This is a genomic window from Pseudomonas petrae, from assembly GCF_021728295.1.
GTDB classification, from domain to species: domain Bacteria; phylum Pseudomonadota; class Gammaproteobacteria; order Pseudomonadales; family Pseudomonadaceae; genus Aquipseudomonas; species Aquipseudomonas petrae.
In genome coordinates, this window is the sequence record NZ_JAKJXE010000001.1 from 143,188 (window position 1) to 168,540 (window position 25,353).

The 25,353-nt window shown below is 61.8% G+C and carries 20 protein-coding genes; 7 read left to right on the forward strand and 13 right to left on the reverse strand.

Annotation, left to right across the window (positions count from 1 at the left end; genetic code table 11):
- Positions 1-30: 30 nt before the first annotated feature.
- Genes L4G42_RS00640 through L4G42_RS00650 form a run of 3 tightly spaced genes read right to left on the reverse strand, consistent with a single transcriptional unit; the run spans position 31 to position 2,596 of the window.
- Entirely contained in the window at positions 31-762 is a 732-nt protein-coding gene (locus tag L4G42_RS00640; protein ID WP_237252251.1) for an SDR family NAD(P)-dependent oxidoreductase, read from the reverse strand.
- On the reverse strand, positions 759-1,496 hold the full coding sequence (locus L4G42_RS00645; RefSeq protein WP_237259109.1) for a sulfotransferase: 738 nt from the start codon (positions 1,494-1,496) through the stop codon (positions 759-761). Before L4G42_RS00645 ends, L4G42_RS00640 begins: the two co-directional genes overlap by 4 nt.
- On the reverse strand, positions 1,493-2,596 hold the full coding sequence (locus tag L4G42_RS00650; RefSeq protein ID WP_237260441.1) for a transaldolase family protein: 1,104 nt from the start codon (positions 2,594-2,596) through the stop codon (positions 1,493-1,495). Before L4G42_RS00650 ends, L4G42_RS00645 begins: the two co-directional genes overlap by 4 nt.
- A gap of 253 nt (positions 2,597-2,849) precedes the next feature.
- Here L4G42_RS00650 and L4G42_RS00655 point away from each other — a divergent pair, with 253 nt between their 5' ends.
- Complete coding sequence (locus L4G42_RS00655) at positions 2,850-3,122, forward strand: hypothetical protein (RefSeq protein ID WP_237259110.1); 273 nt, start codon at positions 2,850-2,852, stop codon at positions 3,120-3,122.
- A 145-nt stretch (positions 3,123-3,267) separates the two neighbouring features.
- On the forward strand, positions 3,268-3,810 hold the full coding sequence (locus L4G42_RS00660) for a cytochrome b (protein WP_237252255.1): 543 nt from the start codon (positions 3,268-3,270) through the stop codon (positions 3,808-3,810).
- Between the two features lie 31 nt (positions 3,811-3,841).
- On the opposite strand, the gene L4G42_RS00665 is transcribed toward L4G42_RS00660, so the two are convergent.
- The 4 genes from L4G42_RS00665 to L4G42_RS00680 all read right to left on the reverse strand — a co-directional run bounded on the left by L4G42_RS00665 (position 3,842) and on the right by L4G42_RS00680 (position 9,486).
- A complete protein-coding gene (locus tag L4G42_RS00665; protein ID WP_237252256.1) occupies positions 3,842-5,053 on the reverse strand; it encodes a cytochrome c biogenesis protein DipZ in 1,212 nt (403 codons plus the stop codon).
- A gap of 237 nt (positions 5,054-5,290) precedes the next feature.
- Positions 5,291-6,406, reverse strand: coding sequence for an HlyD family secretion protein (locus L4G42_RS00670; RefSeq protein ID WP_237259189.1), 1,116 nt, complete (start codon positions 6,404-6,406; stop codon positions 5,291-5,293).
- A gap of 119 nt (positions 6,407-6,525) precedes the next feature.
- Positions 6,526-8,220: an MFS transporter gene (locus L4G42_RS00675; protein ID WP_237260443.1), complete on the reverse strand. Its 1,695-nt coding sequence runs from the start codon at positions 8,218-8,220 to the stop codon at positions 6,526-6,528.
- A gap of 78 nt (positions 8,221-8,298) precedes the next feature.
- Positions 8,299-9,486, reverse strand: coding sequence for an XdhC family protein (locus L4G42_RS00680; protein WP_237260445.1), 1,188 nt, complete (start codon positions 9,484-9,486; stop codon positions 8,299-8,301).
- A gap of 465 nt (positions 9,487-9,951) precedes the next feature.
- On the opposite strand from L4G42_RS00680, the gene egtB reads away from it, so the two are divergent.
- The 3 genes from egtB to L4G42_RS00695 all read left to right on the forward strand — a co-directional run bounded on the left by egtB (position 9,952) and on the right by L4G42_RS00695 (position 14,773).
- Positions 9,952-12,099: an ergothioneine biosynthesis protein EgtB gene (gene egtB / locus L4G42_RS00685; RefSeq protein ID WP_237259111.1), complete on the forward strand. Its 2,148-nt coding sequence runs from the start codon at positions 9,952-9,954 to the stop codon at positions 12,097-12,099.
- A 421-nt stretch (positions 12,100-12,520) separates the two neighbouring features.
- Entirely contained in the window at positions 12,521-13,618 is a 1,098-nt protein-coding gene (locus L4G42_RS00690) for an enoyl-CoA hydratase/isomerase family protein (protein WP_237252260.1), read from the forward strand.
- 3 nt (positions 13,619-13,621) lie between these two features.
- Complete coding sequence (locus L4G42_RS00695) at positions 13,622-14,773, forward strand: acyl-CoA dehydrogenase family protein (RefSeq protein WP_237252261.1); 1,152 nt, start codon at positions 13,622-13,624, stop codon at positions 14,771-14,773.
- A gap of 81 nt (positions 14,774-14,854) precedes the next feature.
- Here L4G42_RS00695 and L4G42_RS00700 read toward each other — a convergent pair whose 3' ends face one another.
- Together L4G42_RS00700 and L4G42_RS00705 are read right to left on the reverse strand one after the other, a co-directional pair.
- Entirely contained in the window at positions 14,855-20,155 is a 5,301-nt protein-coding gene (locus tag L4G42_RS00700; RefSeq protein WP_237259112.1) for a M35 family metalloendopeptidase, read from the reverse strand.
- A gap of 226 nt (positions 20,156-20,381) precedes the next feature.
- Positions 20,382-20,945, reverse strand: a complete 564-nt coding sequence (locus L4G42_RS00705) for an NADPH-dependent FMN reductase (protein WP_237252263.1) — start codon at positions 20,943-20,945, stop codon at positions 20,382-20,384.
- A gap of 329 nt (positions 20,946-21,274) precedes the next feature.
- On the opposite strand from L4G42_RS00705, the gene L4G42_RS00710 reads away from it, so the two are divergent.
- On the forward strand, positions 21,275-21,487 hold the full coding sequence (locus tag L4G42_RS00710) for a hypothetical protein (RefSeq protein ID WP_237252264.1): 213 nt from the start codon (positions 21,275-21,277) through the stop codon (positions 21,485-21,487).
- A gap of 80 nt (positions 21,488-21,567) precedes the next feature.
- On the opposite strand, the gene L4G42_RS00715 is transcribed toward L4G42_RS00710, so the two are convergent.
- From L4G42_RS00715 to L4G42_RS00730, 4 genes are all read right to left on the reverse strand, one after another.
- Positions 21,568-22,137, reverse strand: coding sequence for a GNAT family N-acetyltransferase (locus tag L4G42_RS00715; RefSeq protein WP_272905085.1), 570 nt, complete (start codon positions 22,135-22,137; stop codon positions 21,568-21,570).
- 88 nt (positions 22,138-22,225) lie between these two features.
- Positions 22,226-22,996 carry a DNA polymerase III subunit epsilon gene (gene dnaQ, locus L4G42_RS00720; RefSeq protein ID WP_237252265.1) on the reverse strand — a complete coding sequence of 257 codons (771 nt, stop codon included), beginning with the start codon at positions 22,994-22,996 and terminating at the stop codon, positions 22,226-22,228.
- A 189-nt stretch (positions 22,997-23,185) separates the two neighbouring features.
- Positions 23,186-23,638: a ribonuclease HI gene (gene rnhA, locus L4G42_RS00725; RefSeq protein ID WP_237252266.1), complete on the reverse strand. Its 453-nt coding sequence runs from the start codon at positions 23,636-23,638 to the stop codon at positions 23,186-23,188.
- A 45-nt stretch (positions 23,639-23,683) separates the two neighbouring features.
- Complete coding sequence (locus L4G42_RS00730; protein WP_237252267.1) at positions 23,684-24,442, reverse strand: class I SAM-dependent methyltransferase; 759 nt, start codon at positions 24,440-24,442, stop codon at positions 23,684-23,686.
- Between the two features lie 99 nt (positions 24,443-24,541).
- Between L4G42_RS00730 and gloB the strand changes: the two genes are divergently transcribed.
- Positions 24,542-25,321, forward strand: a complete 780-nt coding sequence (gene gloB, locus L4G42_RS00735; protein WP_237260538.1) for a hydroxyacylglutathione hydrolase — start codon at positions 24,542-24,544, stop codon at positions 25,319-25,321.
- Positions 25,322-25,353: the final 32 nt, after the last annotated feature.

The following is a 25,353-nucleotide window of genomic DNA, read 5'->3' on the forward strand; positions in this document are numbered from 1 at the left end:
AAAGCGTGAGGAACCCTCTGATTTTGATCACTAGCGCGGGTAGGCGCCGTTATCCACTGCGATGACTTTTCCGGTCATGTGACGGCTCTGCTCCGACAGCAGGAACAGAATCACGTCAGCTACGCCGTCTGGTTGAATGGGCTCCTTGATGATTTCCTGTCGCTCGTACTCCCGGCGGCGGTGCTCGGGAATGCGGTCATGGATCGAAGTGTCGCGAATCAGCCCCGGGGACACGGCGTTCACCCGGATCCGGGGAGCAAAGTTCCACGCGTTGGCCTTGGTCAGGCCAATTACGCCGGCCTTGGTCGCGCCGTACAGCGCATCCATGCTGCCCACCTCCCCCGCCACCGAGGTGATGTTGACGATGCTGCGCGAGTAGCCGGCCGCCGATTCCCGCCGTGCGAAGTCCTTGGACAGGTACACCAGCGACTTGAGGTTGACGGCCCAGATCTCGTCCACTTCCGCGTTGGTGTAGTCGTAGATACTTTTGCCGTGATAGATCCCCGCGTTGTTGACCAGGGCATACAGCGCCCGGTGTTTGTGCACGTCGTAGAGGTTGCTGATGAAGGACTGATAGACGTGGGCCTGGGAAAAATCCGCCAGGTGGGTTTCCAGCCGATGCGGGGGCAGAATCGCCTGCAATGTCTGCAGGCCCAGCCTGTCGATGTCCGCGGCAATGACGTAATAGCCGGCTTTGACGCAGGCAACGGCGGTGGCCTTGCCGATGCCATTGGCGGCGCCCGTGATGACGATTTTTTTCATGGCTGTCCCTGCTCCGTGAACTGATTCATGCGCTCGTAGAAAGGTCGATGCAGCTGGTAATACGTCATCAAGTGGGGATTGGCGTGCAGTGAACGTTCATCGAAATCGGCACTGCCCGGCATGATCGTGGTGCTGTTCTCGGCCTCCTTGTGCCAGGTACGCCAGGCCTTCCATTGCTCGGGGCAGGTTGCATTCCAGCTCAATGCTCCGGGCATGAAATCCAGCTGCAGGTGGTCGCAAAGCCTGCGCAACGTGTGTTCCGGGCGGCTGGCCAGATCCTCCGCGTTGATCACGTAAGGGGTTTTGCCGGTCAGCCGCCTGACCTCGCGAAAGATTTCGTACAGCGCTTGATGACCGATGGCATGCGCCGGCATCTGCGGGAAGATGGCGTGATGGGAAAGAATCGCCCGGGCCGGGTCGCGAATGATGAAGACGTTTTGTTGCTCCTCAAGAAACTCGGCGTCGGCCTTCAACGGGGCGATGCAGTGGTAGGCCATGTCCTTATGGAAAACATGGGCGCGCTGGCGGGCGTTGCGCAACAGGGCCTTGATCGCTTCGTAGTCACGGGGCATGCCGCCGTTGAGGTCCCCATGGGGAATGGCCGACTGCTCGTCGAAGGCCATGTGCGAAAAAGGCTCGTGGAAAACCTCGAAGTCACCGCGCTCGATGAACACCCTTTCCAGCACCGTCGATCGCGAGCGCGGATGAGCCCAGAGGGCGATCATGCGGTTCATGCCCGCTCCTCCGTGGCCGTTTGATGACGCGCGATGCGAGGCGTGAAACCTGACGAATCAAGGGTGTCGGTGATGAAGCCGTGCAGGCGCTGCACGCCCAGGCGTACGTCATTGCCTGCGGTCAGGAACGCCGGATGACGGGCGTATTCGTCCGGGGTCAGGCCGCCCTCAAAGTACGCCTGGTTGAAATACGGAATGGCCAGAAGACGGTCGAGGACTTTGCCGGGAATCTGCACCCATTCCGTCGCCGGCGCGATGCCGCGCCCGGCCTGCTCGCGGCGCACGAGAAATTCGATGAGTTGGGGCGTCAGCGTGTACAGCGTGGTGTCGGCCCCGGTGCGCTGCAGGTGCCAGCAATGCTCGCGCCCACGCGCGTCGGTGTCGACCTTGATGCTGCACAGCAACAGTTGCACCGGTGTCTCGCGCCGTCGCATCAGGGCCTGCATCGCCTGATACACCGCAAGCTCTGCCCAGCGCTTATCCCTGGCACTCAGGTTGATGCGACTGCCCCGCGCCTGCCGCTCAAATTCCGGTTCCGCACCCAGCCGGCCGATCATGAAGCTGACCACGTAACGCGCCTGCTCCGTGTTCACGCCGTTGGCCAGCGCCCGCTGACGCCCGGCGTGAATGGCATTGAGGCAGGCATCCAGCTGGGAAACGGTAAAACAAAAGGTGTTATTGATCGAGCAGCCCCGCGCCACCAGTTGCTCGATGGCGCGATAGCCCTGGGCGCTGCCCGGGATCTTGATCATGATGTTCGGCGCCAGCGCCGCCAGCTCCAGCCCCCGGGCGACCAGCGCATCCTGATTCATCCAGTGCCCGCCCTCGATCTGCGCGGACAGCCAGCCAGCTCGATGTCTGGAGTGCAGGAACAACGGTAGCAACGGCTGCGCGCTGTCGATGATCAGTTGGTCGTAGAACGATCGCAGGCGAACGTCCGCAGGCATTGACGCCGGCAAGTTGTGGAGGAATGGCCGGTAATGGGCCATGTGGCTCCCCACGGCCTGACTGATCAGCGTCGGATTGGTAGTGGCTCCGCTGACACCCGCGTTCGATGCACCCAGTTCTTCAGGCAACAGCCCAATAACAGACGCTTGCATATCCGGGTAGGCTTGCAGCAACTTCTTTTGAAACTGTTTATATATAACGGGTGACGAATCGAACCAGACTTCCGAATCGGAGTTATGCATTTTTAATAGTTGAACGAAGCCCGAAACATCCATGAAGATGCCCTTCCCTTTTCGATAGATTTACGAAAATCGAGGCCCCGGCGGTGCGCGGGCAAAATGCCAGCTTTCCAAGCTGATAGTCAGGGATCTGAGCCTTCGAGGCACCTAAGATGGATCCGATCCCATGACCTGTCAAACGCAATTCGCTGGGTTTTTAATGTCAAATAAGAATAAAAACTGGCTTAGTTATTTCAAATATCACGATACAGCCTTATTAAAACGTTTTCCCTTTTTTGAAGTAACTCAAACGCATGAAGCCAGTTTCCGTTACAAATTAGTACAAATTAATGAAGGTCCATATGCCCCAGTATCCCTATCTAATCCTGAGACTTCTCAACTAATTAGTCATACCAATGATAATTATTTATATATTGAACTGGGAGAACGTTTGCGGTGAGCGCGTTCCAGGCGCGAACTGGCAACGATCCTCGGGCAGTGCGCCTGCACGCTTGTTCTCGACGATTGCCAGCCGTTGGGTTATGAAAGCGCAGCGGCGGTCACTGCGCCGCTCCAGATCAAAAAACAGATTAAGAGACCTGACCGTGAGCAAACCTTCCGCTACCGAACGCTACAGCTACAAAGCCCGCTGGTTTCACTGGGTGATGGCGATCCTGATTGTGCTCGCCTATGCGCTGATCCTGAGCCGTACCCAGCTGGCCCGTGGCAGCGACGCGCGTACCTTCGTCGTGCAGACGCATTTCTGGGTCGGCATCGTCGTGCTGGTCATGGCGTTTTTCCGCATTGCCGAGCGCCACCGCCATACGCCTCCGGGCATCACCCCGCCACTCGAGGGCGCGTTGCGTCTGGCTGCCACGCTGTCGCATTACGCGCTGTACGCTTTCCTGTTCGCGCAACCACTGCTGGGTCTGTCCACGGTGCTACTGGAACGCGGCGCCGTGCCGATCCCCCTGACTTCGCTGAGCATTCCATCGCCGTTCGACATGTCCAAGGACACCGCCGAAACGCTGGAGCACTACCACGTCCTGCTGGGCACGATTTTCTACTACGTCATCGGCCTGCACGTGATCGCGGCGATCTGGCACCACTTCGTGCGCAAGGACAACACCGTCAAACGCATGGTGTAAGCACGACCTTCATTCGTCAGCGCCTCTCGCTTCAGCCCTTTTCATGGGCCTCGTCGAGGAGCTGGCGAATGACTTGCTCCTGGGTGTCATAGTCACCTTCGCCGAAATGGGTGTAACGGATCTGGCCCCGGGAGTCGATGAGGTAATGGGCAGGCCAGTACTGATTGTCGAAAGCGCGCCAGATGGCGTAGTCGTTGTCGATGGCGATCGGGTAATTCAGGCCCAGCCTGGCGACGTTCTTGCGCACGTTGTCGATGACCCGCTCGTACGGGTATTCAGGCGTGTGCACGCCGATCACCACCAGGCCGTCCTTCTCGTACTTCTTCGCCCACCCGTTGACGTACGGAACGCTGTGCTGGCAGTTGATGCAGTCGAAGGTCCAGAAGTCGACCAGCACCACCTTGCCGCGCAGGGATTCCTCACTCAGCGGCGGCGAGTTTAGCCATGCGGTAGCGCCGGAGAGTGAAGGCATCGCACCCTGGCTGCTGACGTCCGGAGCCGATGCCGCCCTGACGCTGGTGACGAGGTAATCGATGGCTTTGGGCACGCCGCTGAGCAGGCCCTTTTCCACCGCTGCTGCGCCCTCGGATGAGGTGCCGGCGAGCAGTTTATTCTGCGAGCCAGTGGCGATGGTCACGGCCACCAGCAAAGCCGCGAACCCAACGCCACGGCGCAGCCAGGCAGTGACCGGCAGCGACAGTTTCAGACGCGCGAGCAACCCGCGTCCGGCGAAAATCAACACGCCCAACGACACCGCACTGCCTAGCCCGTACGCCACCAGCAACAGGCTGGTCTGCGCGCTCGGCCCTTGCAGCATGGCGCCGGTAAGGATGATCCCCAGAATGGGCCCGGCGCACGGCGCCCACAGCAGCCCGGTGGCAACGCCGATCAGTAATGAAGCAAACGGACCGGACAAGCGCCGCGTGGCGGGGTCAAGCCGATTGCCGAGCGCCACCAGCGGCAGCGTCAGCCAGTGGCCCACACGGGCGGAGAGCAGCGACAGGGCGAACAGCGTCAGGACCACCAGCGCGATGTCGCGGCCGATGCCGTTTGCGGCCACCACCCAATCGCTGCTGACCACCGCCAGACTGGAGACCAGCGCAAACGTCAGTGTCAGCCCCAACAGGGTCATCAGCACCGACGCCGCCGAACGATCCGCCCGGGCAAACAGAAAGGGTACGACCGGCAGGATGCAGGGGCTGAGCACCGTGACGATCCCGCCCAGAAACGCGATCAGAAACATGGGCGGTCACCTTCATCGCTGATGAGCGTGGCGGACAGAAAAGCGGTGGTGAGTGTGTTCCAGTTCATGGCGGGCTCCGGGCACTGGGCGCGTTGGATGTAAGAGCGGCCGAGGCGTGTTGCCTCAGAGCCGCCATTCAACGTCCGTAAGGTGTCGCCGGTGTGTCCGGGAAATCAGTGAATGAATCAGCACGTATCTGCCGTGGAACGGGATACACGGCGATACAAGCGCGCCGATTCAGCGACCGTTCACCGAATCCACCTTGCCATCCACTGGGTCCGGCGGCACGGCGCCGTCCTGGCTGGTGTCGATGCTGACCACCACCGACATCCCCGGGCGCAGTCGGTCCACGTCATGCTGGTCGTCGTCGATGGTGATGCGCACCGGAATGCGCTGGGCAATCTTGACGAAGTTGCCGGTGGCGTTGTCGGCAGGCAGCAGACTGAACTCGGACCCCGCCGCTGGCGAGATGCGCTGCACCCGGCCACGCATATTCAGGTTTTCCAGAGCATCCACGGTGAAACTCACCGGCTGGCCCAGGCGCACGTTGGCCATCTGGGTCTCTTTCAGGTTGGCGATGATCCAGCGCGGACGCGGCACCAGCGCCATCAACTGCGCGCCGGAGTTGACGTACGCCCCCAGGCGCACCCCGATCTGCCCCAGCTGACCGTCCCGAGGCGCGGTGATGCGCGTGTTGGTCAGGTCGATCCGCGCCAGCTCGATGGCGGCTTCGGCATTCTTCACCGACGCTTCCAGCGAGCCGCGATTGACGATCACCGTTTGCAGGTCCTGACGGGAAATCTCCAGGGCCGCTTTGGCCTCGGCCAGTGCTGCTTTTGCTTGCGCATCCGCCGCGCGGGTCACATCGAATTCACTCTTCGACACCGAACCATCGGTCACCAGTGCCTGCCCCCGGCGAAGGTCGGCAGCGGCTTTGTCACTTTGCGCCTGAGCATTCGCAACCGCCGCCTGACGCTGAGCAATAGTCGCCTCGGCGCTGCGCCGCTGTTGCAGATTATTGGCCAGCGCGGCGTTCTGAATACCCAGCTGCGCCAGTCCCTGATCCAGGTGCTGCTGGTAGATCCTGTCGTCGATGCGCACCAGCAGATCGCCCTGCTTGACCCACTGAAAATCCTGCACCGGCACTTCGTACACGTAGCCACTCAGCTGCGGGCCGATGATCGTGGTCTGCCCGCGAATCAGGGCGTTCTCGGTGCTTTCGATCGGGCTGCTGAACGGCGGCAACTGCCACGCATAGAGCACGACCAGCACACCCGCCAAGGCAATGCCGCCGAACAGAATCGCCGACACCAGCCGTATGCGCGCCGAACGCGGTTGCGTGGTGGCCGGCATGACCGCCGGCGCGGGCGCTGCGGCAATCGCCTGTGACGGCGCAGAGTTGGCCGCAGCATTGCCAGAAGAGCCGCCTGAGGAGCTGTTTGGAGGGTTGCCAGAAGGTTTACCGGGATCTGTCATGAAGGTTGAGCGCCAGAAGGTATTAAGGGGGAGGCGTCACCGCGCACGCCCGCAGGGGGCGCCGGAGTAAAGGGCGCGACCGGCTCGGTGGTGATCCACAGCCAGGTGGCGCGGCTGGTGATCCAGATCATGGTCAGCACCGCGATGACCGCAATCAGCATGAATACGTCGTTGTACGCCAGCGTGTTGGCTTCGCGCGTGGCGGCGGCTGCCAGCGAGCGAATGCCCAGACTGGTGCGCGCGGCCGGGTCGGCGATGGCGGAAATATACGCACCGCTCGCGCTTTGCAGTCGTGATTGCACCTGCGCGTCGATGAGCGTGACGTGCTCGACGATATGCGCCGAATGGAATTTCTCGCGCCAGACCTGAAAGGTGCCCAGCAACGCCGAGCCGATCAGGCTGCCAACGTTCTGGGTGATCCCGAACATCACCGAAAAACTGACCATGTTGCGCGGGTTGCTGATCACCCCGCTGATGCCCAGCACCAGGGTTGGCCCGAGGAAGAAGGTGCCGCCGAACGCCAGCAAAAACTGGCTGAAATACATCTGCGGCTCTCGGGTGAGGCTGGTCGAAAAGCTGTCCATGCTCGAACCGATCGCCATCAAGGCCAGCGAGATGATCAGCGGCTTGAACAGGTGCTGCGGATCAATCGTCAGCGCGCTGACCGCAAGGCCAGCGACGCTGCCCAGCAGCATGAACAGGTACAGCGTGTGCAACTGCTCGGTGCCCTGATTCAGGCCCTGAAGAAAACCGACCGCGCCGGTGGATTGCTCCGACAGCACGATGCGCGTCAGCAGCACGCCGAAGGCGAAGCGGATCATCCGGCCACTGCCCAGCCAGCGGGTGATCAATAGCGGGCGGGTTCGGTTGTGCTCGATGCACAGTCCGGCGAGGATCAGCACGATGGACGACGCCAGGGCAATGCCGATCCACGGTTCTTCAAGCCACCACTCGATTCGCCCCAGGGACAACGCCGCGCACAACGCCGCGAAACCTGAAGCCAGCAGGGCGAAGGTCAGGAAGTCGATTTTCTCGAACGCCTTGAAACGGTCGCCGGGGGGCAGCTTGAGAATCAGCACGCAGCCGAGCGACAGCAGGCACATGCCCAGTTCGAACAGGTAAAGCCCGCGCCATTCGGCGATTTGCAACAGGTCTTCGGAAACCAGTCGAGCCAGCGGTGTCGCCAGCTGCGCCGTGCCAAGGCCCAGCACCAGGGCTTTCATTCGCCACTTCTGCGGAAAGGCCTGGATCATGTAATACAGGCCCAGCGAACTGAGTGCTGCGCCAACCATCCCGTGGGCGGCGCGAACGGCGACGGCCGATTCGATGTCGTTGACGAACAGGTGCGCGAAGGTGACCAGCGCGTACAGCACCAGAAACACTTCGGTGAACGCGCGCAGACCGAATTGCTGGCGAAACTTCACCAGCAGCAGGTTCATCGAAACGTTGGTCATGACGTACGCGGCGGGCAGCCAGGCGATCTCGGCCTGGGTGGCGCCCAGCGAGCCTTGCAGGTATTGAAGGTTGGCGACCACCAGCGCGTTGCCCAGCCCGCCGGTCAACGCCACGATCACCCCGACGATGGCGTACGCCCAGCGCTTGGGCGTCGCGTGCAAGGGCGTCGACGGCGAGCCCGGCAACGTCGGTCGCTCGTGGGGGGCCCAGTCGTGGGGTCTGTACTTGTCGTTCATTGAGCGGACCTGATGAATGCCGTGCCAATACCACTGAAAGCGATGGGGCGGCCCTTGTAAGCGCTGCCACCGTAAAAGCTAGCTGATCATTCTCAGTTCCCGCGCCTGCTCAAGTGTGACATCCACCGCGTGAATGCTTGCTTGCCGGTGCTTGAGCATGCCGCCGCTGCGACCGTTGAACACCGCGTTGATCTCCGAAAGAATCGACAATGCCACGCTGTGCGGCGCGTCGCCGCCCAGGTCCAGGCCGACCGGGTAATGCAGACTGGCCTGCGCAGCGGCTTCACGAGCCTGATCCGGCAGTTCGTCGAGCAGACGCTCGGTGCGGCTGCGTGGGCCGAGCTGGCCAATGTAGCGCGGCGTTGATTCAAGCACCTGTCCCAGCCAGTGGCGGTCCTGGCTCAGGCTGTGGGTCATCACCACCACGGCGGCGTCGGCGACCATCCCGTGCAATTCAGGCATTGGCTGCAGCGGCGCGGACAGCACCTGATCGGCATCGGGAAAACGCTGGGGCCGGGCGAAGTGCGAGCGCGCATCGATCACCGTGATGTGCCAGCCCTGCAGCCGCGCCATGCTGACCAGTGGCATGGCGTCATGGCCGGCACCGAAGACAACCAGTCGACGCGGCGCCGCGATGTACTCCAGCAACACTTCAACGACACCGTCCGCGCCTTCACAAGTACGCGTGGCATAGGTACGGGTGGCCGAACGGCGGGCGTCCAACACCGTTTTCAGGTCCTCGGCCACGGCCGTCGCCAGCCAGCGTTCGCGCATCTCAATCTGCACCTGCCCGGATGAACGAATCGCCACCCGCTCGCCCAGCGCCGTGTGGCGTTCGCTTTGCGTACCGATCACCGTCGCCAGCGCAGCGCCCACACCGCTGGCCTTGACCTCACGCAACACGTCGACCACCAGACTCGCCGCCAGCGGATCTATCCGTTCGAAGAGGATGTGCACCGTGCCATTGCAACCCAGGCCAAAGCTGAGCTCGGCGTCTTCGAGTTCGTCGTCGTCCTCGCCGGTGCTGTACGTGCGCATGGACAGTTTGCCACTGGCGGTCAGCCACCAGGCCTTTTTGCTGACGTCGCTTTCCAGGCAGCCACCGCTGACAGTGCCGGTCGCTTCGCCCATCGACGCGATAATCATCCGCGCACCCGGGCGCCGGTAAGCCGAGCCTTCGACCTTGACCACCGTGGCGATCACCACTTCCTGCTGCCCGGTCTGCGCCTCATCGAGCGCCCCCAGCAGACTGGATAGATCATTCATGCGCGTCCCCAAAAACCGATTCATTCATCTGGCGTGATTCACTTGCCGCCTGATCCATACCTTGAAAAGCCACTGCCGTCGCGGACAGACGTGCTGTTGTGCAGACTGTCAGTGGCCGCGCAGGTTCAGGTTTTGCCCGCGAAACGTGTGTCGTGCGCAGTGCACGTGCAGTGAGTGGCCAGCAGGTTACCGCAGACAGCGCGCTGATTGGCCATCGGTCAGCGATTGCGCAGCGCTGCTGATCCGGAGCTACAATCGCTGTCCGTCTGCCTGCCGATCTATCAATGCAAACGCCGATGATCGACGTCATCGGCGAACTTACGGCTGAGGTCGATCCTCCGTTTGGATATTTCGGTTGAACATTCCGCGCGACGCGAGCCTCAAACCCTGAATCGCCTTACCGCCTGGCTGCGTGGAATCACTCCACCGGGTCCACCGGGCATCGGCTACGCCGGAGAGCACCTGATGACGCGCCAATTACGCCAGCTTCGCGAAACATCTGCCACTCACACCCTGTGCCAGCGCTTTCAGAGCGTGCGCGACCGTACCGAGTTTTTGGTCGAGCCCTTGAGCGCCGAAGACATGGTGGTGCAGTCGATGCCCGATGCCAGCCCGGCCAAATGGCACATGGCACACACCACGTGGTTCTTCGAGACCTTCCTGCTGATTCCGAACCTGCCGGCGTATGAAGCGTTCGATCCGACGTTTGGCTACCTGTTCAACTCCTATTACGAAGCCGTCGGTCCGCGCCATCCGCGTCCGCAACGCGGCCTGATGACCCGGCCGAGCGTCGATCAGATCCTGGCCTACCGCAGGCACGTCGACGAAAACATGACGACGCTGCTGATGATGCCCCTGAGCGACGAGATGACCAGCCTCATCGAACTCGGCCTGGCCCACGAAGAGCAGCATCAGGAACTGCTGCTGATGGACATTCTTCATCTGCTCAGCCTGTCGTCCCTGAAACCCGCCTACAGCCCGCGCTGGCCGAAAGACCTGTCGGGCCGTCGCGGTCATTTCAAACCGCTGAGCGCCGGCCTGACCGAAATAGGCCACGACGGCGACGGCTTCTCGTTCGATAACGAAGGCCCACGCCACACCACGTATTTGCAGTCCTTCGAGATCAGCGACCGGCTGGTGACCAATGGCGAGTGGCTGAGTTTTATTGCCGACGGCGGCTATCACACCGCCGCCTTGTGGCTGTCCGAAGGCTGGACACTGGTGCAGGAAAACGGCTGGAACTCGCCCATGTACTGGCAGCACGACGAGAATGGCTGGAAGCGCATGAGCCTGCGCGGCCTTGAGCCGATCGACCCGTCGGCGCCGGTCACGAACATCAGTTATTACGAAGCCGCCGCGTTCGCCCTCTGGGCCGATGCGCGCCTGCCCACCGAAGCCGAATGGGAAGCCGCCGCCCGCGCCGGCTTGCTGGAGCAAGTGGACGATGTGGCCTGGCAGTGGACGCAAAGCGCCTACAGCGCCTACCCCGGCTTCAAGCCATCGGTGGGTGCAGTGGGCGAGTACAACGGCAAATTCATGGTCAATCAGATGGTCCTGCGCGGCGGTGCCAGCGTCTCGTCGCCCGATCATTGCCGCCTGACCTATCGCAACTTCTTCCACGCCGACAAGCGCTGGATGGTGTCGGGCCTGCGCCTGGCCCGTGACAGCCGTCAGCCCGGCGTGGTGGACCCCAACGACAGCGAGTTCGCCCGCGACGTGGTGGCCGGTCTCGGCGCCCCGGAGAAAACCCTGTCGCCCAAGTATTTCTATGACGCGGCGGGTTCCGACCTGTTTGAGGCCATCTGCGAAACCCCGGAGTACTACCCGACCCGTGCCGAAACCGGTCTGCTGAAACGCATCGCCGGGCAGATCGCTGCGACCATTCCCCCGTGCGCAGCACTGGTGGAGTTCGGCAGTGGCGCCAGCGAGAAAACCCGTCTGGTGCTGGATGCCGCGCCGCACATCGCCGTGTACGTGCCGATCGACATCAGTGCGACGGCGCTGAACAAGGCCGCACGCTCGTTGCGCCAGCGTTACCCGTCGCTGATCGTCGCACCGCAAGTCGACGACTTCACTCGCGTACTTACGCTGCCTGAAGAAGCCGACGGCCACACCCGCGTCGGTTTCTTTCCGGGCTCCACCATCGGCAACTTCAGCCACGAGCAGGCCGTGGATTTCCTCCACAGCGCCCACGATGTGCTGGGGGAAAACGCGCATTTCATCGTCGGTGTCGATATGGTCAAGGACGAGCAGACGCTGGTGGCGGCGTACGACGACGCCGAGGGCGTGACCGGGCAGTTCAACAAGAACCTGCTGACCCGCATCAATCGCGAGCTGAACGCCGACTTCGATGTGTCCGCCTTCGATCATCTGGCCGTGTGGAACGCCGAACAGGCCTGCATGGAAATGCACCTGGTCAGCCGCAAACAGCAGAGCGTCAGCGTCGCCGGCCACACCTTCCGCTTCGCCGCCGGGGAACGGCTGCACACCGAGAACTCCCACAAATTCACCGTCGAGTCGTTCACCGAACTGGCCGCCCGTGCAGGGTGGACTGTCAGCGAATGCTGGATCAGTGACGCACCGGAGATGGCGTTGTTCAGCTTGCAAGCGTAATAACGGCGACTGTTGGCCGGCTGTCGTACGGTGGACATCAGCTCGCGCCTGAATTTACATCCGGCACCAACCTGTAGGAGCGCGCTTGCCCGCGAATGCGGTGTCTCAGCCACCGTTTATGTCGCAGACACACTGCTATCGCGGGCAAGCGCGCTCCTGCACTGATTTACGTCAGGCGCGGGACGTCCAGCGTATACAAATCATCTGTAGGAGCGTGGCTTGTCCCGCGATCTGGAGAACAGCGGCAGTATCCCTGCCACCCCCGTCGCCGGTCTTGCCGTGCATTTCTGTGCTTGGCAGCCCCCGCAGGATTCTTCATTGTCATTTGCAAAATGGCACTGTTAGCATCCGTTAGCACCCTCACGGATCCCGGCGGTTCAGCCGGGGATTGAGTACAACAATAATCAACAGGGAATCAGCGATGACGGCTCAGGTCATACCTGCCGAATATGTGGGCCAGCAATCGGCCTGCGACACCGTTTTATCCGACGTACGCAATCACATTGGTCACCTCACCCTCAACCGCCCCCAGGGCCTCAACGCCATCGACCTGCACATGGTCCGGCAGTTGCAGTTTCAGCTCGACGCCTGGGCAAAGGATGACAACGTTTACGCCGTGGTCCTGCGCGGGTCCGGCGAAAAGGCCTTCAGCGCCGGCGGCGACATCCGCTCGCTGTACGACAGTTTTAAAACCGGTCGAACCGAGCACCTGGATTTCTTCGTCGAAGAATACGCGCTGGACCTTGCCCTTCATCATTACCGCAAACCCGTCGTCGCCCTGATGGACGGCTTCGTGCTGGGCGGGGGAATGGGCCTGGCCCAGGGCGCGGACCTGCGCGTGGTCACTGAACGCAGCCGTCTGGCGATGCCGGAAGTGGCGATCGGTTACTTCCCTGACGTGGGCGGCAGCTACTTTCTGCCCCGGGTGCTCGGCGAGGTGGGTATTTATCTGGGCGTCGCCGGCGTGCAGATCCAGGCCGCCGATGCGCTGTATTGCGGGCTGGCGAATTGGTATCTCGACAGCGAACGCCTCGATGACCTCGATCTGCAGCTGGATAACCTGAAGTGGAGCCTGACCCCGCTCAAGGATTTGCAGGGCGCGCTGGCCAAACGCGGCGTGCAGCAACTGCCCGCCCCGCCGCTGGAGAAACTGCGTCCGGCCATTGATCATTTCTTTGCCCTGCCAGACATCCCGAGCATCATCGAGCAACTGTCGCAAGTGAGCGTTTTCGATACCCATGCCTGGGCCCTCGACACTGCCCAGCTGATGCAAACCCGTTCACCGCTGGCGATGGCGGTCACGCTGGAGCTGTTGCGCCGCGGCCGGCATCTGCCGCTGGAGAGCTGCTTCGGCCTGGAGCTGCATCTGGACCGCCAGTGGTTCGAACGAGGTGACCTGATCGAGGGCGTTCGTGCCTTGATCGTAGACAAAGACAAGAAACCGCAATGGAGCCCTTCCAGCGTGCAGGCCCTGGATGCCGAACACGTTGCAAGCTTCTTCAGCGGTCATGAGGCGTGACTTATGCAAGATCTTGAACTGACCGAAGAACAAGTAATGATCCGCGACATGGCCCGGGACTTCGCGCGCAATGAAATCGCGCCCCATGCCCAGGCCTGGGAAAAAGCCGGCTGGATCGACGACGCCCTGGTGGCGAAGATGGGCGAATTGGGCCTGCTCGGCATGATCGTTCCGGACGAATGGGGCGGCAGTTACATCGACTACGTCGCCTATGCGCTGGCAGTCGAAGAGATCTCCGCCGCCGACGGTGCCACCGGCACGTTGATGAGCGTGCACAGTTCGGTGGGTTGCGGGCCGGTGCTCAACTACGGCAGCGACGCGCAGAAACAACAGTGGCTGGAAAAACTCGCCAGCGGCCAGGCCATCGGCTGTTTCTGCCTGACCGAACCCCAGGCCGGTTCCGAAGCCCACAACCTGCGCACCCGCGCGGAGCTGAGAGACGGCCAATGGGTGCTCAACGGCGCCAAGCAGTTCGTCAGCAACGGCAAGCGCGCGCAGCTGGCGATTGTTTTCGCCGTGACTGACCCGGAGCTGGGCAAGCGCGGCCTGTCCGCATTTCTGGTGCCCACCGACAACCCCGGTTACAGCGTCGATCGCATGGAACACAAAATGGGCATCCGCGCCTCCGACACCTGTGCGGTGACGCTGAGCGATTGCCGGATTCCAGCCGAGAACCTGTTGGGTGAACGGGGCAAGGGGCTGTCCATTGCCCTGTCCAATCTGGAAGGCGGCCGCATCGGCATCGCCGCCCAGGCCCTGGGCATCGCTCGCGCGGCGTTCGAAGCCGCGTTGGCTTATGCCCGCGAGCGTGTGCAGTTCGACAAGCCGATCATCGAACATCAAAGCATCGCTAATCTGCTGGCCGATATGCACACCCGCATCAACGCTTCTCGCCTCTTGGTCCTCCACGCCGCGCGCCTCAGAACGGCCGGCAAACCGTGCCTGTCGGAAGCGTCCCAGGCCAAGCTGTTCGCCTCGGAAATGGCCGAATGGGTCTGTTCCAAGGCCGTGCAGATCCACGGCGGCTATGGCTATCTGGAAGATTACCCGGTGGAGAGATACTACCGGGACGCGCGGATCACCCAGATCTACGAAGGCTCCAGCGAAATCCAGCGCCTGCTGATCGCCCGCGAGCTGCGGCACTACGCGCTGTAAGCGTAAACCGGTTGGCCCACGCCCCCGCGCCTGCACGTGGGGGATAAGGCGCCGAGCCTGCCCGGGCTCGGCGCCTGTCCATCAGCGACGGGTTGGCGAAGGGCTTGGCATGACAAAGTTGCGTCGTCCCAGCCGCAGAATCAACAGGGTCACCGAATCGGCATTGGCCAGCAGAATCTGGCTGCGTTTGCGTGCATCACTGAGAAACGCGTCCCGGGCTTCGTCCAGGCTGTCGCTGCCCGTGAGCTTCAGAATCGTGTCGAATTCGGCGCCGTCGTCCTGATCAAAATCACGCCACTCGTCCCCGTCCAGATGCAAGAACAGCTGATCTTTGACGCTCAGATGCGATAAGGCATACAGTTGCATGCGCTCTATATCCGCTTTCAGCGTGATGTTGTCGGCATTGTTTTCGCGCAGGAGGTCCGGGTACGGCGCCGTGCTTTCCAGGTAGGCAATGTCGTGAGTATCGAGCACCAAATGCGAGAGTTCGTGGATCAAGGTCGCCGCGCGGTAATGGGCCGGGCAATCGAATCCTTCTGCCGCCGCCTCAGGCTTGAGCGGAAACCGCGGCACATCAAAATACCCGTCGGTCAGAAACACACGCTTCTTCGGGTCTTTCTTGATGACGAAGCCCATGGTCCCTGTGTGGCCCGCACGGTTGGTGCCCACTACAAACCGTGGCGATGAGTAAGGTGACAGCGACGCGTCCATAATCTCATCGAAGAGTGCCTTGACCGCGCGTTCGGTATCGACCAACAGCTCACGACCGGGCTGAGTGACCCCGAAAAAGTCACCTATGATCCGCGTGACGCGCGGTTCCAGCGGTGCGCCGGGGGCATGCACGTTAAGATTGTCCAGAGCGTTTTCCAGATACCGCTTGGCCTGTAAATGAGCTTCGCCAATGACCTTCGCGCGTTCCCGATAGAACATGCGTATGTCGGGCATGCCACTGGCCTCAATGAGCAATACCTCATCAGCGCTGACATCGGCAGCGTGTTTACGCATTTTGGTCACTATCCCGCCGCCGCCCTTCAGCCCGGACTGGATATCCAGCTGCCAGCGTTGCTGGTCATCCAGCCTGAGGTGCGGGCCGGGCGTTCGGTCGGCGCCGATAATCATCCAGCTGCCGTCTTCGGCCTGGCGACGCACTTGATAAACCCGTCCGGCGACCGCTGCATAGGCCTTTCCGTTGGCCGGGTTCATAAACAGACTCAGCAGGTCATCGCGACGCAGGTCTTTGAGCGAGATGTTCCGGGCTTCCAGCGCATGCAGACGCTTTAGTTGCTCAGCGTTGAGTGTGACGCCGCCCCAGGGAAACACCGGTGGCGGTACGTCTTCGCCCGTCACCAGATCGCCCTCGACCAACTCGTCTGCTTCGGCCTGCTCCCGGGCTGTCACCATCACGCCCAGGGCAGCAGAAAACTCTGAAATGGCCTCACCCCAGCGACGCCCGGACGCAGACGCGGCTGATGCTCGAAACAGCGTATGGCTCTGCCACAACGCGACCATCGTGGCGAGCTTGCCGGGCAGAATACTCAGCGCCTGCTCCAGCCCCAGCGAAGCCAAAAACCTGAGTGACGCCTGATCGGCCTCCTGGGTCGTGACCGTATCGGCATCGCCGATGTCCACCAGCAGGCTCACTGTGTCGTCAAACAGAAACTGCAGCGCGTTGCCCCTTTCTTCTGCCAGCGAAACGGTGACCGGGCCCGGCGTCCTGGTCGGGACATCGCCTGGCCCCTCGGCGAAGAACGGCAGGTGAGGCTCAATGAACCCGCCGTGCTCATAACGCTTGCGAACCTCCGGATCCATTCGCTCCAGCAACAGCGTTTGCAGGCCCACGTCGGTGCGGATATCGGCCAGCAGCGTGGCAAGGCTGGAGTACTCCCGGAAGACGAAACCCGGGTGAAAGACGGCGTGCAGAATCACCGGGGCGCCGTCATCGGCGTCCTCGGCGCAGATCAGATAAACGCCCTTGACGGAATCGGGCGTCATGCCGTCGTCGGCGACCACCCGCAACGCACTGATGATGGCCCGCATGCCGTTGACCGGCTCGCGGGCGATCCCGTCAGGCATTTCAACCACGCGGGAAATGAGCGCGTAAGCTCGGGGGCTCAGCTGGCCTTCAAGCTTCTGTTGCATCGCCACGGCCTGCATCATCGGTGGCAGTTGATCGACAAAGAACTTGTTGCGCTTCACCCAGTTGGCGTCCGCTGGATTCAACGTTTGACGCAGCAGCGTTCTGAAACCTGCGCCGACGTCCAGCCGACGGACAGTCCCGCGCACGTAATCAGGGGTGATCACGCTGCCCACATCAGGCTGTTCGGCGGACTGGATGCTCAGCACCGCGTCCGGAGCATCAACGAAGCGATTGATAGCGTAATCGGTCAGTGACTCGCTGTGCTCCAGGGTGGTGGCGGGAATCCCTGACGGGATTTGCCCGACTCCGATGGGCGCCGCCACATAGCGGCGCTGGGTGACGGTGATCTGATCGGGGTCCAGGTTGCGCTCGGGGTAATCCTTGCGCATCTGTTCAACCAGCCGGTCACGTGCGTATTCAGAGAGCGTCGGGATGCCGAAGAGAAAATCATCCTCGCCATCACTGGCCAGGAAAAACCGGCGCCATAGCGCGTCATACGCGCGAAGGTCGCTGACAGAAGCGGATTTCAACCAGTCGGGCAACAGCTCTTGAAACACTGAGGTATCGATGCGTACCGCCAGTGCATCGAGCATGTCGACCAACTGCGTGTCCAGTTCGGTGGCTCGCGCGACGCGAGTGAACAGCCCGGCTTCAAAACGACAACGCCGGGCGCGGGCGCACAGTTGCTGAAGGTTCTGTAACTGGCGGTCAAACACGCTTTGCTGCAACGCCTCGATCGCGTGGCCGTCGCAGCGAGTGAAGTGAACGCGGACCTGACCCGCAGGCTGCGCTTGCAAGTGGTTGCGCAGCAGCGCACGGTCGCGTTCCCCCAACAGATTCAGCCAGCGCTGGCTATAGGGGCCCCGCAGTTGACTGCCAATTTTTTCGCTTAACGCCTGAGGTGAGGCGAAATACTGCCAGCCCTGCAGACTGCTCCAGAACATCACGCCGGCACCGGGGGCCAGCGGTTGCCAGAGCGCCATCGAATCACTGAGGGTGGCCCCCGCCTGCGCGCCGTAGACCAGCGACAGCGAAAACACCTCAGTGATCGCCACGCCCGATTGTGTTCTCTGGGTGCGCACAGGCGCGTTCATCACTTGCATGACCATGCGGGCGGGCTCGCTTTGGACCACCGCCAGTCGCTCCCTCACCGCCAGGTCCAGCCGCAACGCGTCTTCCCTGAGCACCAGCGCCATGGCAACCGGTTGTAGCTGCCTGTCGCCCTGACGCGCAAGGGCCGTGCGTGATCGCCCGAAGCGTTCAAGATAGCGTTCGACGAAATCCGCCGCCACGCGCTTGAGCATGAAGTTGATGAGTTCCATATCAAGGTGCGCCCCTCCAGGTTGGGAGGTCGGCAGCACCTGCGCCGTGTGTTCGAGCGGATCGGGACGGTGTCCGCTGACGCGTTCCAGCAACAGCGCAACCAGATCCATCGACGTGGCGCTCACGGATTCACTGACCGCCACAGCGCCCGGCTCGACATCGGGAGTCCCGAGTGGCAGCGACTCCAGCCAGCGCACCCGTACCTCGCCCGCGCGCACGCCGCGCGCCGACGCCACGCATAAATAGCTTTGCAGCGCCTGCTCGGCGTAGCTGGCCAGGACGTTGTCCAGCTGACGCAGGTGCGCCGCGTTGGCATCGCATATCTGGCTTCTCTCCAGCCACGACGGCACCGATGGCTGCCGCGCAGCGGGCCGGGTGGGTTCGGACGCTGACGGTTCAAGGCCGGTGCTGTCAGGCTCCGGCGGCCGGACAACCTGAACCAGGTCGTCAGCGGCGCTATTGGACCAGACGGCGGCGAAGTCCATCGGCTGATCATGGCGCCAGCGTCCGACACTGAAATGCACCTGGCGCGGGTCGATCAGTTGGCGCACGTCCAGCGCATCGTCATACATCGCCGACACCTTCTCGGGGTCGGTCGACAAGCCTGTGACGTACTGCAGATTGCGCAGCTGCAGCGCAAGGATGGAATCGACCCGTTCGCCGAGCAAGGGCCCGTCGATGCTTTCCAGCGAAAGGGTCAAGGGACCATCACTCAGCAAAAGTGGCTGGTCCACAAGCGCCAGTGTCGGGCGCAACATCTCGCGTCCTTCCGGGGTTGAGCAAAATGAACTCAGCCCCGCCAGGTTGGCGAACCGGCGCAGGCCGTGCTCCGGCGTAAACCAAAGCAGCGGCAGATCGGCCGGGCTGAAATCGAAAACCAGTGTACCGGCCAGTGGTGTGGCTGTTCCGTCGGCCACGTGCAGCACAAGACGTCTGCAGCGCACATGAGCTTCTGATGCAATGTAGCGCGGCCCCGACATGAGCAACGGCCTCAGCATTTCGTGCTCATGCCGAGTGAAATTGCCCTCGTGGCCGTATCGGTACAGCTCATGGCACAGACCAGTCGCGTAGATCTGGACTGCCATGTCGCGGCAGGAACCGGTAGCGTGCTGCTCGCTCCAGTAATTGCGCAGCAGTTGGGCGAAACGGCCAGGCAGCGCAGGCATCGTGTCGGCTATTGCCTGAGCGAATAGTTGCGCGTCGCTATCGCTCACCACCCGCCCCTGGGCATCCAGGAATTGCTGCGTTACGCCCGCAGCCTGCTCGGCATGGCAAAACGCTTCAAACGCCGTTTGCGCCAGGGATTGAGTCATCAGCACCAACTCTTCGTCAGCGCTGAAGGCGGGTTGCACCATGCGCATGAGGTGCTTCGCCGGATCAATAGGCCGATCCGGCAACAGCCGACGCAGTTGCAGGGCCAGAGCGGAAGTGACAGCTCCCACCAGGTCTGGCGTCAACTTCAGTTGCTCGGTGAACTGCCTCACCGAATTCGCCTGATACTCAACGATGGCCTGCATCTGGGCCTGAAAAACGTCCTCAGCGATTTTCTCGTACTCGAACGACGCCGAAGGATCATCGCTCGCAAAACGCCCGAACAATGCCTCCAACAGCTGCTGACGGTCCTGGAAGGCCTCGACGCCGGATGCGAGGGTAAACAGGAAAATCCGTGGATCGGCAGTCTGGCCGTGGCTGAACATCAGCGCAGCGCTGAGCTCAAGCGACGTGGGCGGACCGTCGTTGAGAATCAGCCGGTCGACCCGCACCGGGTCGGGATCATCGGCGGCCATCGCGCCTGCTGCGCGTCCGAGCCAGGTCTGCTCCGATGATTCGAGAACGCCGGCAGCGAAGGCGCGGTCGAGTTCGCCGAGGAAGCGCCGCCGCAGTGACGCGCTGTTGAAATAGGGGGTGGTAACAGTGGACATGACAGCTCCTTGAGCACAAGCGCCCACGGCTGGCGTTGGCCGGGCATGGGCAGGAAAGGCTGGGAGCGTAGGGAAGAAATCCACCGCGACTGCGGTACATAACGCTGTACACGGGAAGGGAAATTCAGGATTGACTGGCGAAGGCACGGCGGTCTTGCGCGGATGTTGCAAGGGGCCGACACGCGGTGTCCCGTGCCGGCCCTCGATCAGAAGACAGTCAAGGCGATCAGGCTTTCAACGTGCGCTCAACATGGCCGGCGAATGCATCAATGATGTTCTGCAGGAACGGGCGGGTTTTTTCGCTCAGCTTGCCGTGTTCGTCAAAGAAGGTGCCCGCGTTGCCCAGGTACGCTTCCGGCTGCTGCATGCACAGCACGTCGAGGAACACGAAACACTGGCGCAAATGCTGATTGGCACCAAAACCGCCGATCGCACCCGGCGACGCACTGACCACCGCCGCAGGCTTTGCACTGCCCCACGCGCTTTTGCCGTAGGGGCGCGAGCCGACGTCGATGGCGTTTTTCAGCGCGCCCGGCACCGAGCGGTTGTATTCCGGGGTAACGAACAGAAACCCGTCGGCCCCCTGCAGGGCCTGACGGAAGGCGGTGTAAGCGGCAGGCGGTGAATCGGCGTCTATGTCCTCGTTGTACAACGGCAGGTCGCCGATTTCGACGATGCTCAGCTTCAGGCTGGACGGCGCCAGTTCAGTGAGCGCATGGGCCACTTTGCGGTTGATGGAATCTTTCCTCAAGCTGCCGACGATGACGGCAATCGAATGAACCTGGCTCATGAAACGGACCTTCTGCTGTGGGAGGAAACAACAGTTATAGATGAAACATGCGCGATATTCTGTGTTGTTTTTCCGTTGCTCATCATCGAAGCGCTCGATGCTGTTGCGTGGGTATCGGCGCATGCGCGGCGCGGGCCGCGCTACCGTCGGTCGCGACTATTTTTCCGAGGGCCGAAAACTCCACCTAAAAACCGCGGTCTGACTGCCTTAGGCGAATAAGGTCCCTGATAGAAATTTGGGAATTACCTTACAAGCGGACACGGTTTATTCACTCGCGGTGTTAGGATGCGAGCGAAAACGAGCAGTTATTTCCAGAGGTTACAAAGCAAATGGCTTCAGTTCTAGTTGGGCAATTTCATGCGCGGGACGCGGAGGGACGCGTTTACTCGGTGCATGAATTCCGTGAATCACAGCCCGATGAGGCTGATGGCAAGGAGCCCGTTTCAACTTATCGCCTGGCCATTGGCGACCGCGTCAAGCACTTGAGCGGAGAGGAATTCGAGTTGATTCAAAGCAAGATCGTACTGACAAGAGAGCGCTGAAACGCCGCTGCAAGCCCGGCTCTTTCCACACAGGCCGATCACGCCGAACGGTCGCGATCTGACCATCAGGGCTTGCAGCTTCAATTGACGACAGGCGCGTCGAACAGCAAATACCAGAAAATTGCCGCTTCCTGGGTCGCCGGATCTATCGCGCGATAGCGCAGATGATCCACCCCCCCGACCACAAATCCGTAGCCTTCGTATAACCGGCACGCCCCCAGGTTGTTGTTCTGGGTTTCCAGCGTGATACCCGGCAGGCCGCGCTTGCGGCTCCAGAACTGCGCCACATCCAGCAGCTTTCGCGCCACGCCATTGCGCCGCGCTGCGGTGTCTACCGCCAGCTCGTCGATGTGGGCAAAACCGTTCCAGTGCTGGCTGACCACCACATGCCCGACCGGCTGCTCATCGAGCCAGGCCACCAGCACAGTGCTGTCGGCAGCGTCCCGATAATTGCAGAACTCTTCGGAATCGATGCCGTAGTTTTTCTGGTAAGGCTCGACCGCATCGACGTGCCAGTGAGCCACGGGCTCGCCGATCTGCACCCGCGCATAGCCGGTGACCGTAAACGTGAATTCGCTGTTGAGGATGTAATCTTCAAAGCACTCGTCAGCGACACGAATGCTGAAGGTCGGGCTGGACGTGTTCACCATGGGCCTCCTGCACCATTACCGGATCGACATCACCTTCTATCAAGGCCGCCGCTTGACGCAAGCACGGCCTTGAACACCGCTGCCATCGTCAGGCTTCGGCCTGAGCCTGGCTTTGCGCCTCGATCAACTGGGTCCACAGGGCCGGGGCACCCGCGGATTTGGCGATCACGGCCAGACGCGCTTCGTGCGCCGCCAGCTCGGACTCGCTGGCGACGATGATGCGGCCCGGCGTGCGGTTGGTGATCCGGCGGATCTCGGAAGGACGGTCGGCGCCGCCCTCGCCATCGTTGTTGCCGGCCAGCGACAGGGTCGTCTGGCCACCAGTCATCGCCAGATAGACTTCCGCGAGAATCTCGGAGTCGAGCAAGGCGCCGTGCAGCTCGCGGCCGGAGTTGTCGACGTCGTAGCGTTTGCACAGCGCATCAAGGCTGTTGCGCTGGCCCGGATGCCGCTCGCGGGCCATGGCCAAAGTGTCGAGGATCGTGCAGTAGCTGCTGAGGTTGGCGCGATCCTGCTGACCGATCAGGGCGAATTCGTTGTTCAGAAAGCCGACGTCGAACGCCGCGTTGTGGATGATCAGCTGAGCGCCTTTGACGAACTCGAAGAATTCGTCGGCGACTTCAGCGAAACGCGGTTTGCCGATGAGGAACTGGTCGGTAATGCCGTGAACGCCGATGGCGCCCTCGTCACTCTCACGGTCCGGTTGCAGGTAAACGTGGAAATGCCGCCCGGTCAGACGCCGGCCAATCAGCTCGACGCAACCGATTTCGATGACCCGGTGGCCGTCGGTGACGGGCATACCGGTGGTCTCGGTATCGAGGACGACTCTTCGTTCAGTGATGATGTTTTGTACAGTCATTGCCTACCGCCTCAGCTTCAGGCGCGGATATTAGCATGGGGGTTTTGGGATGTGCGCGTCGGGGGCAGACGACGCCTGGTCCTGTAGGAGCGCGCTTGCCCGCGAAGAGGCCAGTGAATCCGTTGCACATCTTGCGCCTGCCCCACCGCAATCGCGGGCAAGCGCGCTCCTACAATGTCGATGTGCTGATCAAGCGCGCTTGATGCCGCGCACTTCATCCACGCCGCGGTTCGCCAACTGGTCGGCGCGTTCGTTGCCGGGGTGGCCAATGTGCCCGCGCACCCACTGCCAGCTCACCTTGTGCCGGCTGACCTGCTCGTCCAGTTGCTTCCACAGATCGGCGTTTTTGACCGGTTCCTTCGCCGCTGTCTTCCAACCGCGCTTCTTCCAGTTGGTCATCCACTCGGTGATGCCTTTCATCACGTACTGCGAGTCGGTCACCAACGTCACTTCGCAGGGCCGCTTCAGCTCTTCCAGCCCGCGAATGGCGCCGAGCAGTTCCATGCGGTTATTGGTGGTGTTGGCTTCACCGCCCCAGAGTTCTTTCTCGACGCCTTTGCACACCAGCAATGCGCCCCAGCCGCCGGGGCCCGGGTTGCCCTTGCAGGCGCCATCGGTGAAGAGTTCTACGGTATCGCTCATTACGATGTTTCCAGAAATTGAGAAAGCGTGGCGCCCGCCGGTTAATCAAGGCTCGGGCGTGCGCCGATTGACCTTGGCCATCGGCATCGGCAGCAGTTTGCCCATGGGCTCACGACGCGGCATGCGCACAGGCCGCAACCCCACACTCATCTTGCGCGCGATCAATAGATAGAAGCCGCCGCCGGGACTTTGCCAGCCATCGCCGAGACGTTCGAGTCCGGCCAGACGGGCCTGCCACTTGGGCGAAGCGAGCGGCGGACGATAGCACCCGAAGCGGCGTTTCTCCAGCGCGAAGCCCAGCAGGTTGAGCCAGTCGCCGACCCGCGAAGGCGAGATGCAACGCGCCCTGCGCAGGGCGTCATTGGCAAAAAAATGGCGGATGCCCCAGGTGCTCCAGGGATTGATGCCGACGATTACCAGATGCCCGCCGGGACGCACGCTGCTGGCGGCTTCGCGCAACAGGCCGTGGGGCGACAGACAGAAATCCAGACCGTGCTGCATGACCACCACGTCGGCGGCGTGCTCGCTCAGGGGCCAGGCCTGCTCCTCGCAGACGATCTCGACACCCGGCAACGGCGCGCCCAGCCGCACGTTGCGCTGCACTTGCTTCGCTGCTGGCGGTGTTTGCGCCGACGGGCCGTAATGCACCAGATAGCCGCCGAAAAAACGCTCGAGCTCTTGTTCCAGCACACGGCTTTCTTCTTCCAGCAACAACTGCCCCAGGGGCCCGGACAGCCAGTCGCGGGCGGCGCTGATCAGCTCAAGCCATTCGGGATCGGCCTGGGCGAACGCTTCATCGGTCATTTCCGGTCTCCATGAGAGGGTCATTGCGATAGAGACTCGCCTCGAGTCTGTTCAGACCCTAAGATGCTTCTCTATGTTTCCAGCCAAGCGAACCGCGCCATGATACAGGTCGATGCCCTGCCCGCTTTCAGCGATAACTACATCTGGTTGTTACAAGACAATGCCGCCAAGCGCTGCGCCGTGGTTGACCCAGGTGATGCCGCCCCCGTCATTGCCTGGCTTGCGCGCAACCCGGCCTGGCGCCTGACCGACATTCTCATCACCCATCACCACGCCGACCACACCGGCGGTGTCGCGCAACTTAAAACGCTCACCGGCGCGAAGGTCTACGGCCCGGCCAATGAGAAGATTCCGGCGCGGGACGTGGCCCTGTCCGACCACGATCAGCTCACCGTACTCGGCCTGACATTTGCCGTCCATGCTGTGCCCGGCCACACCCTCGGCCACATCGCCTTTTACCATGCCGACGCGCAGCAGCCGTTGCTGTTCTGCGGCGACACGCTGTTCGCCGCCGGTTGCGGCAGGTTGTTCGAAGGCACCCCAGAGCAGATGCATCATTCCCTGAGCCGGCTGGCCGAGCTGCCCGACAGCACCCTCGTCTACTGCGCCCACGAATACACACTGAGCAATCTGCGCTTTGCTGTCGCGGTCGAGCCGGACAACGCCGATGTGCTGGAACGCTTCGAGCAAGTAACGCAATGGCGTGCGCAGAATCGCATCAGCGTGCCGTCGACGCTGGCACTGGAGCGCAAGACCAATCCGTTTCTGCGAGCTTCTGTCATCTCGGTGAAACAAAAAGCAGACGAACGGAGGGGAACCCACAACGCAACGCCCACAGAGGTCTTTGCAGTGCTGCGGGGATGGAAAGATAAGTTCTAAACACGCCGCGAATCAGTACGGAAATTCTGAAA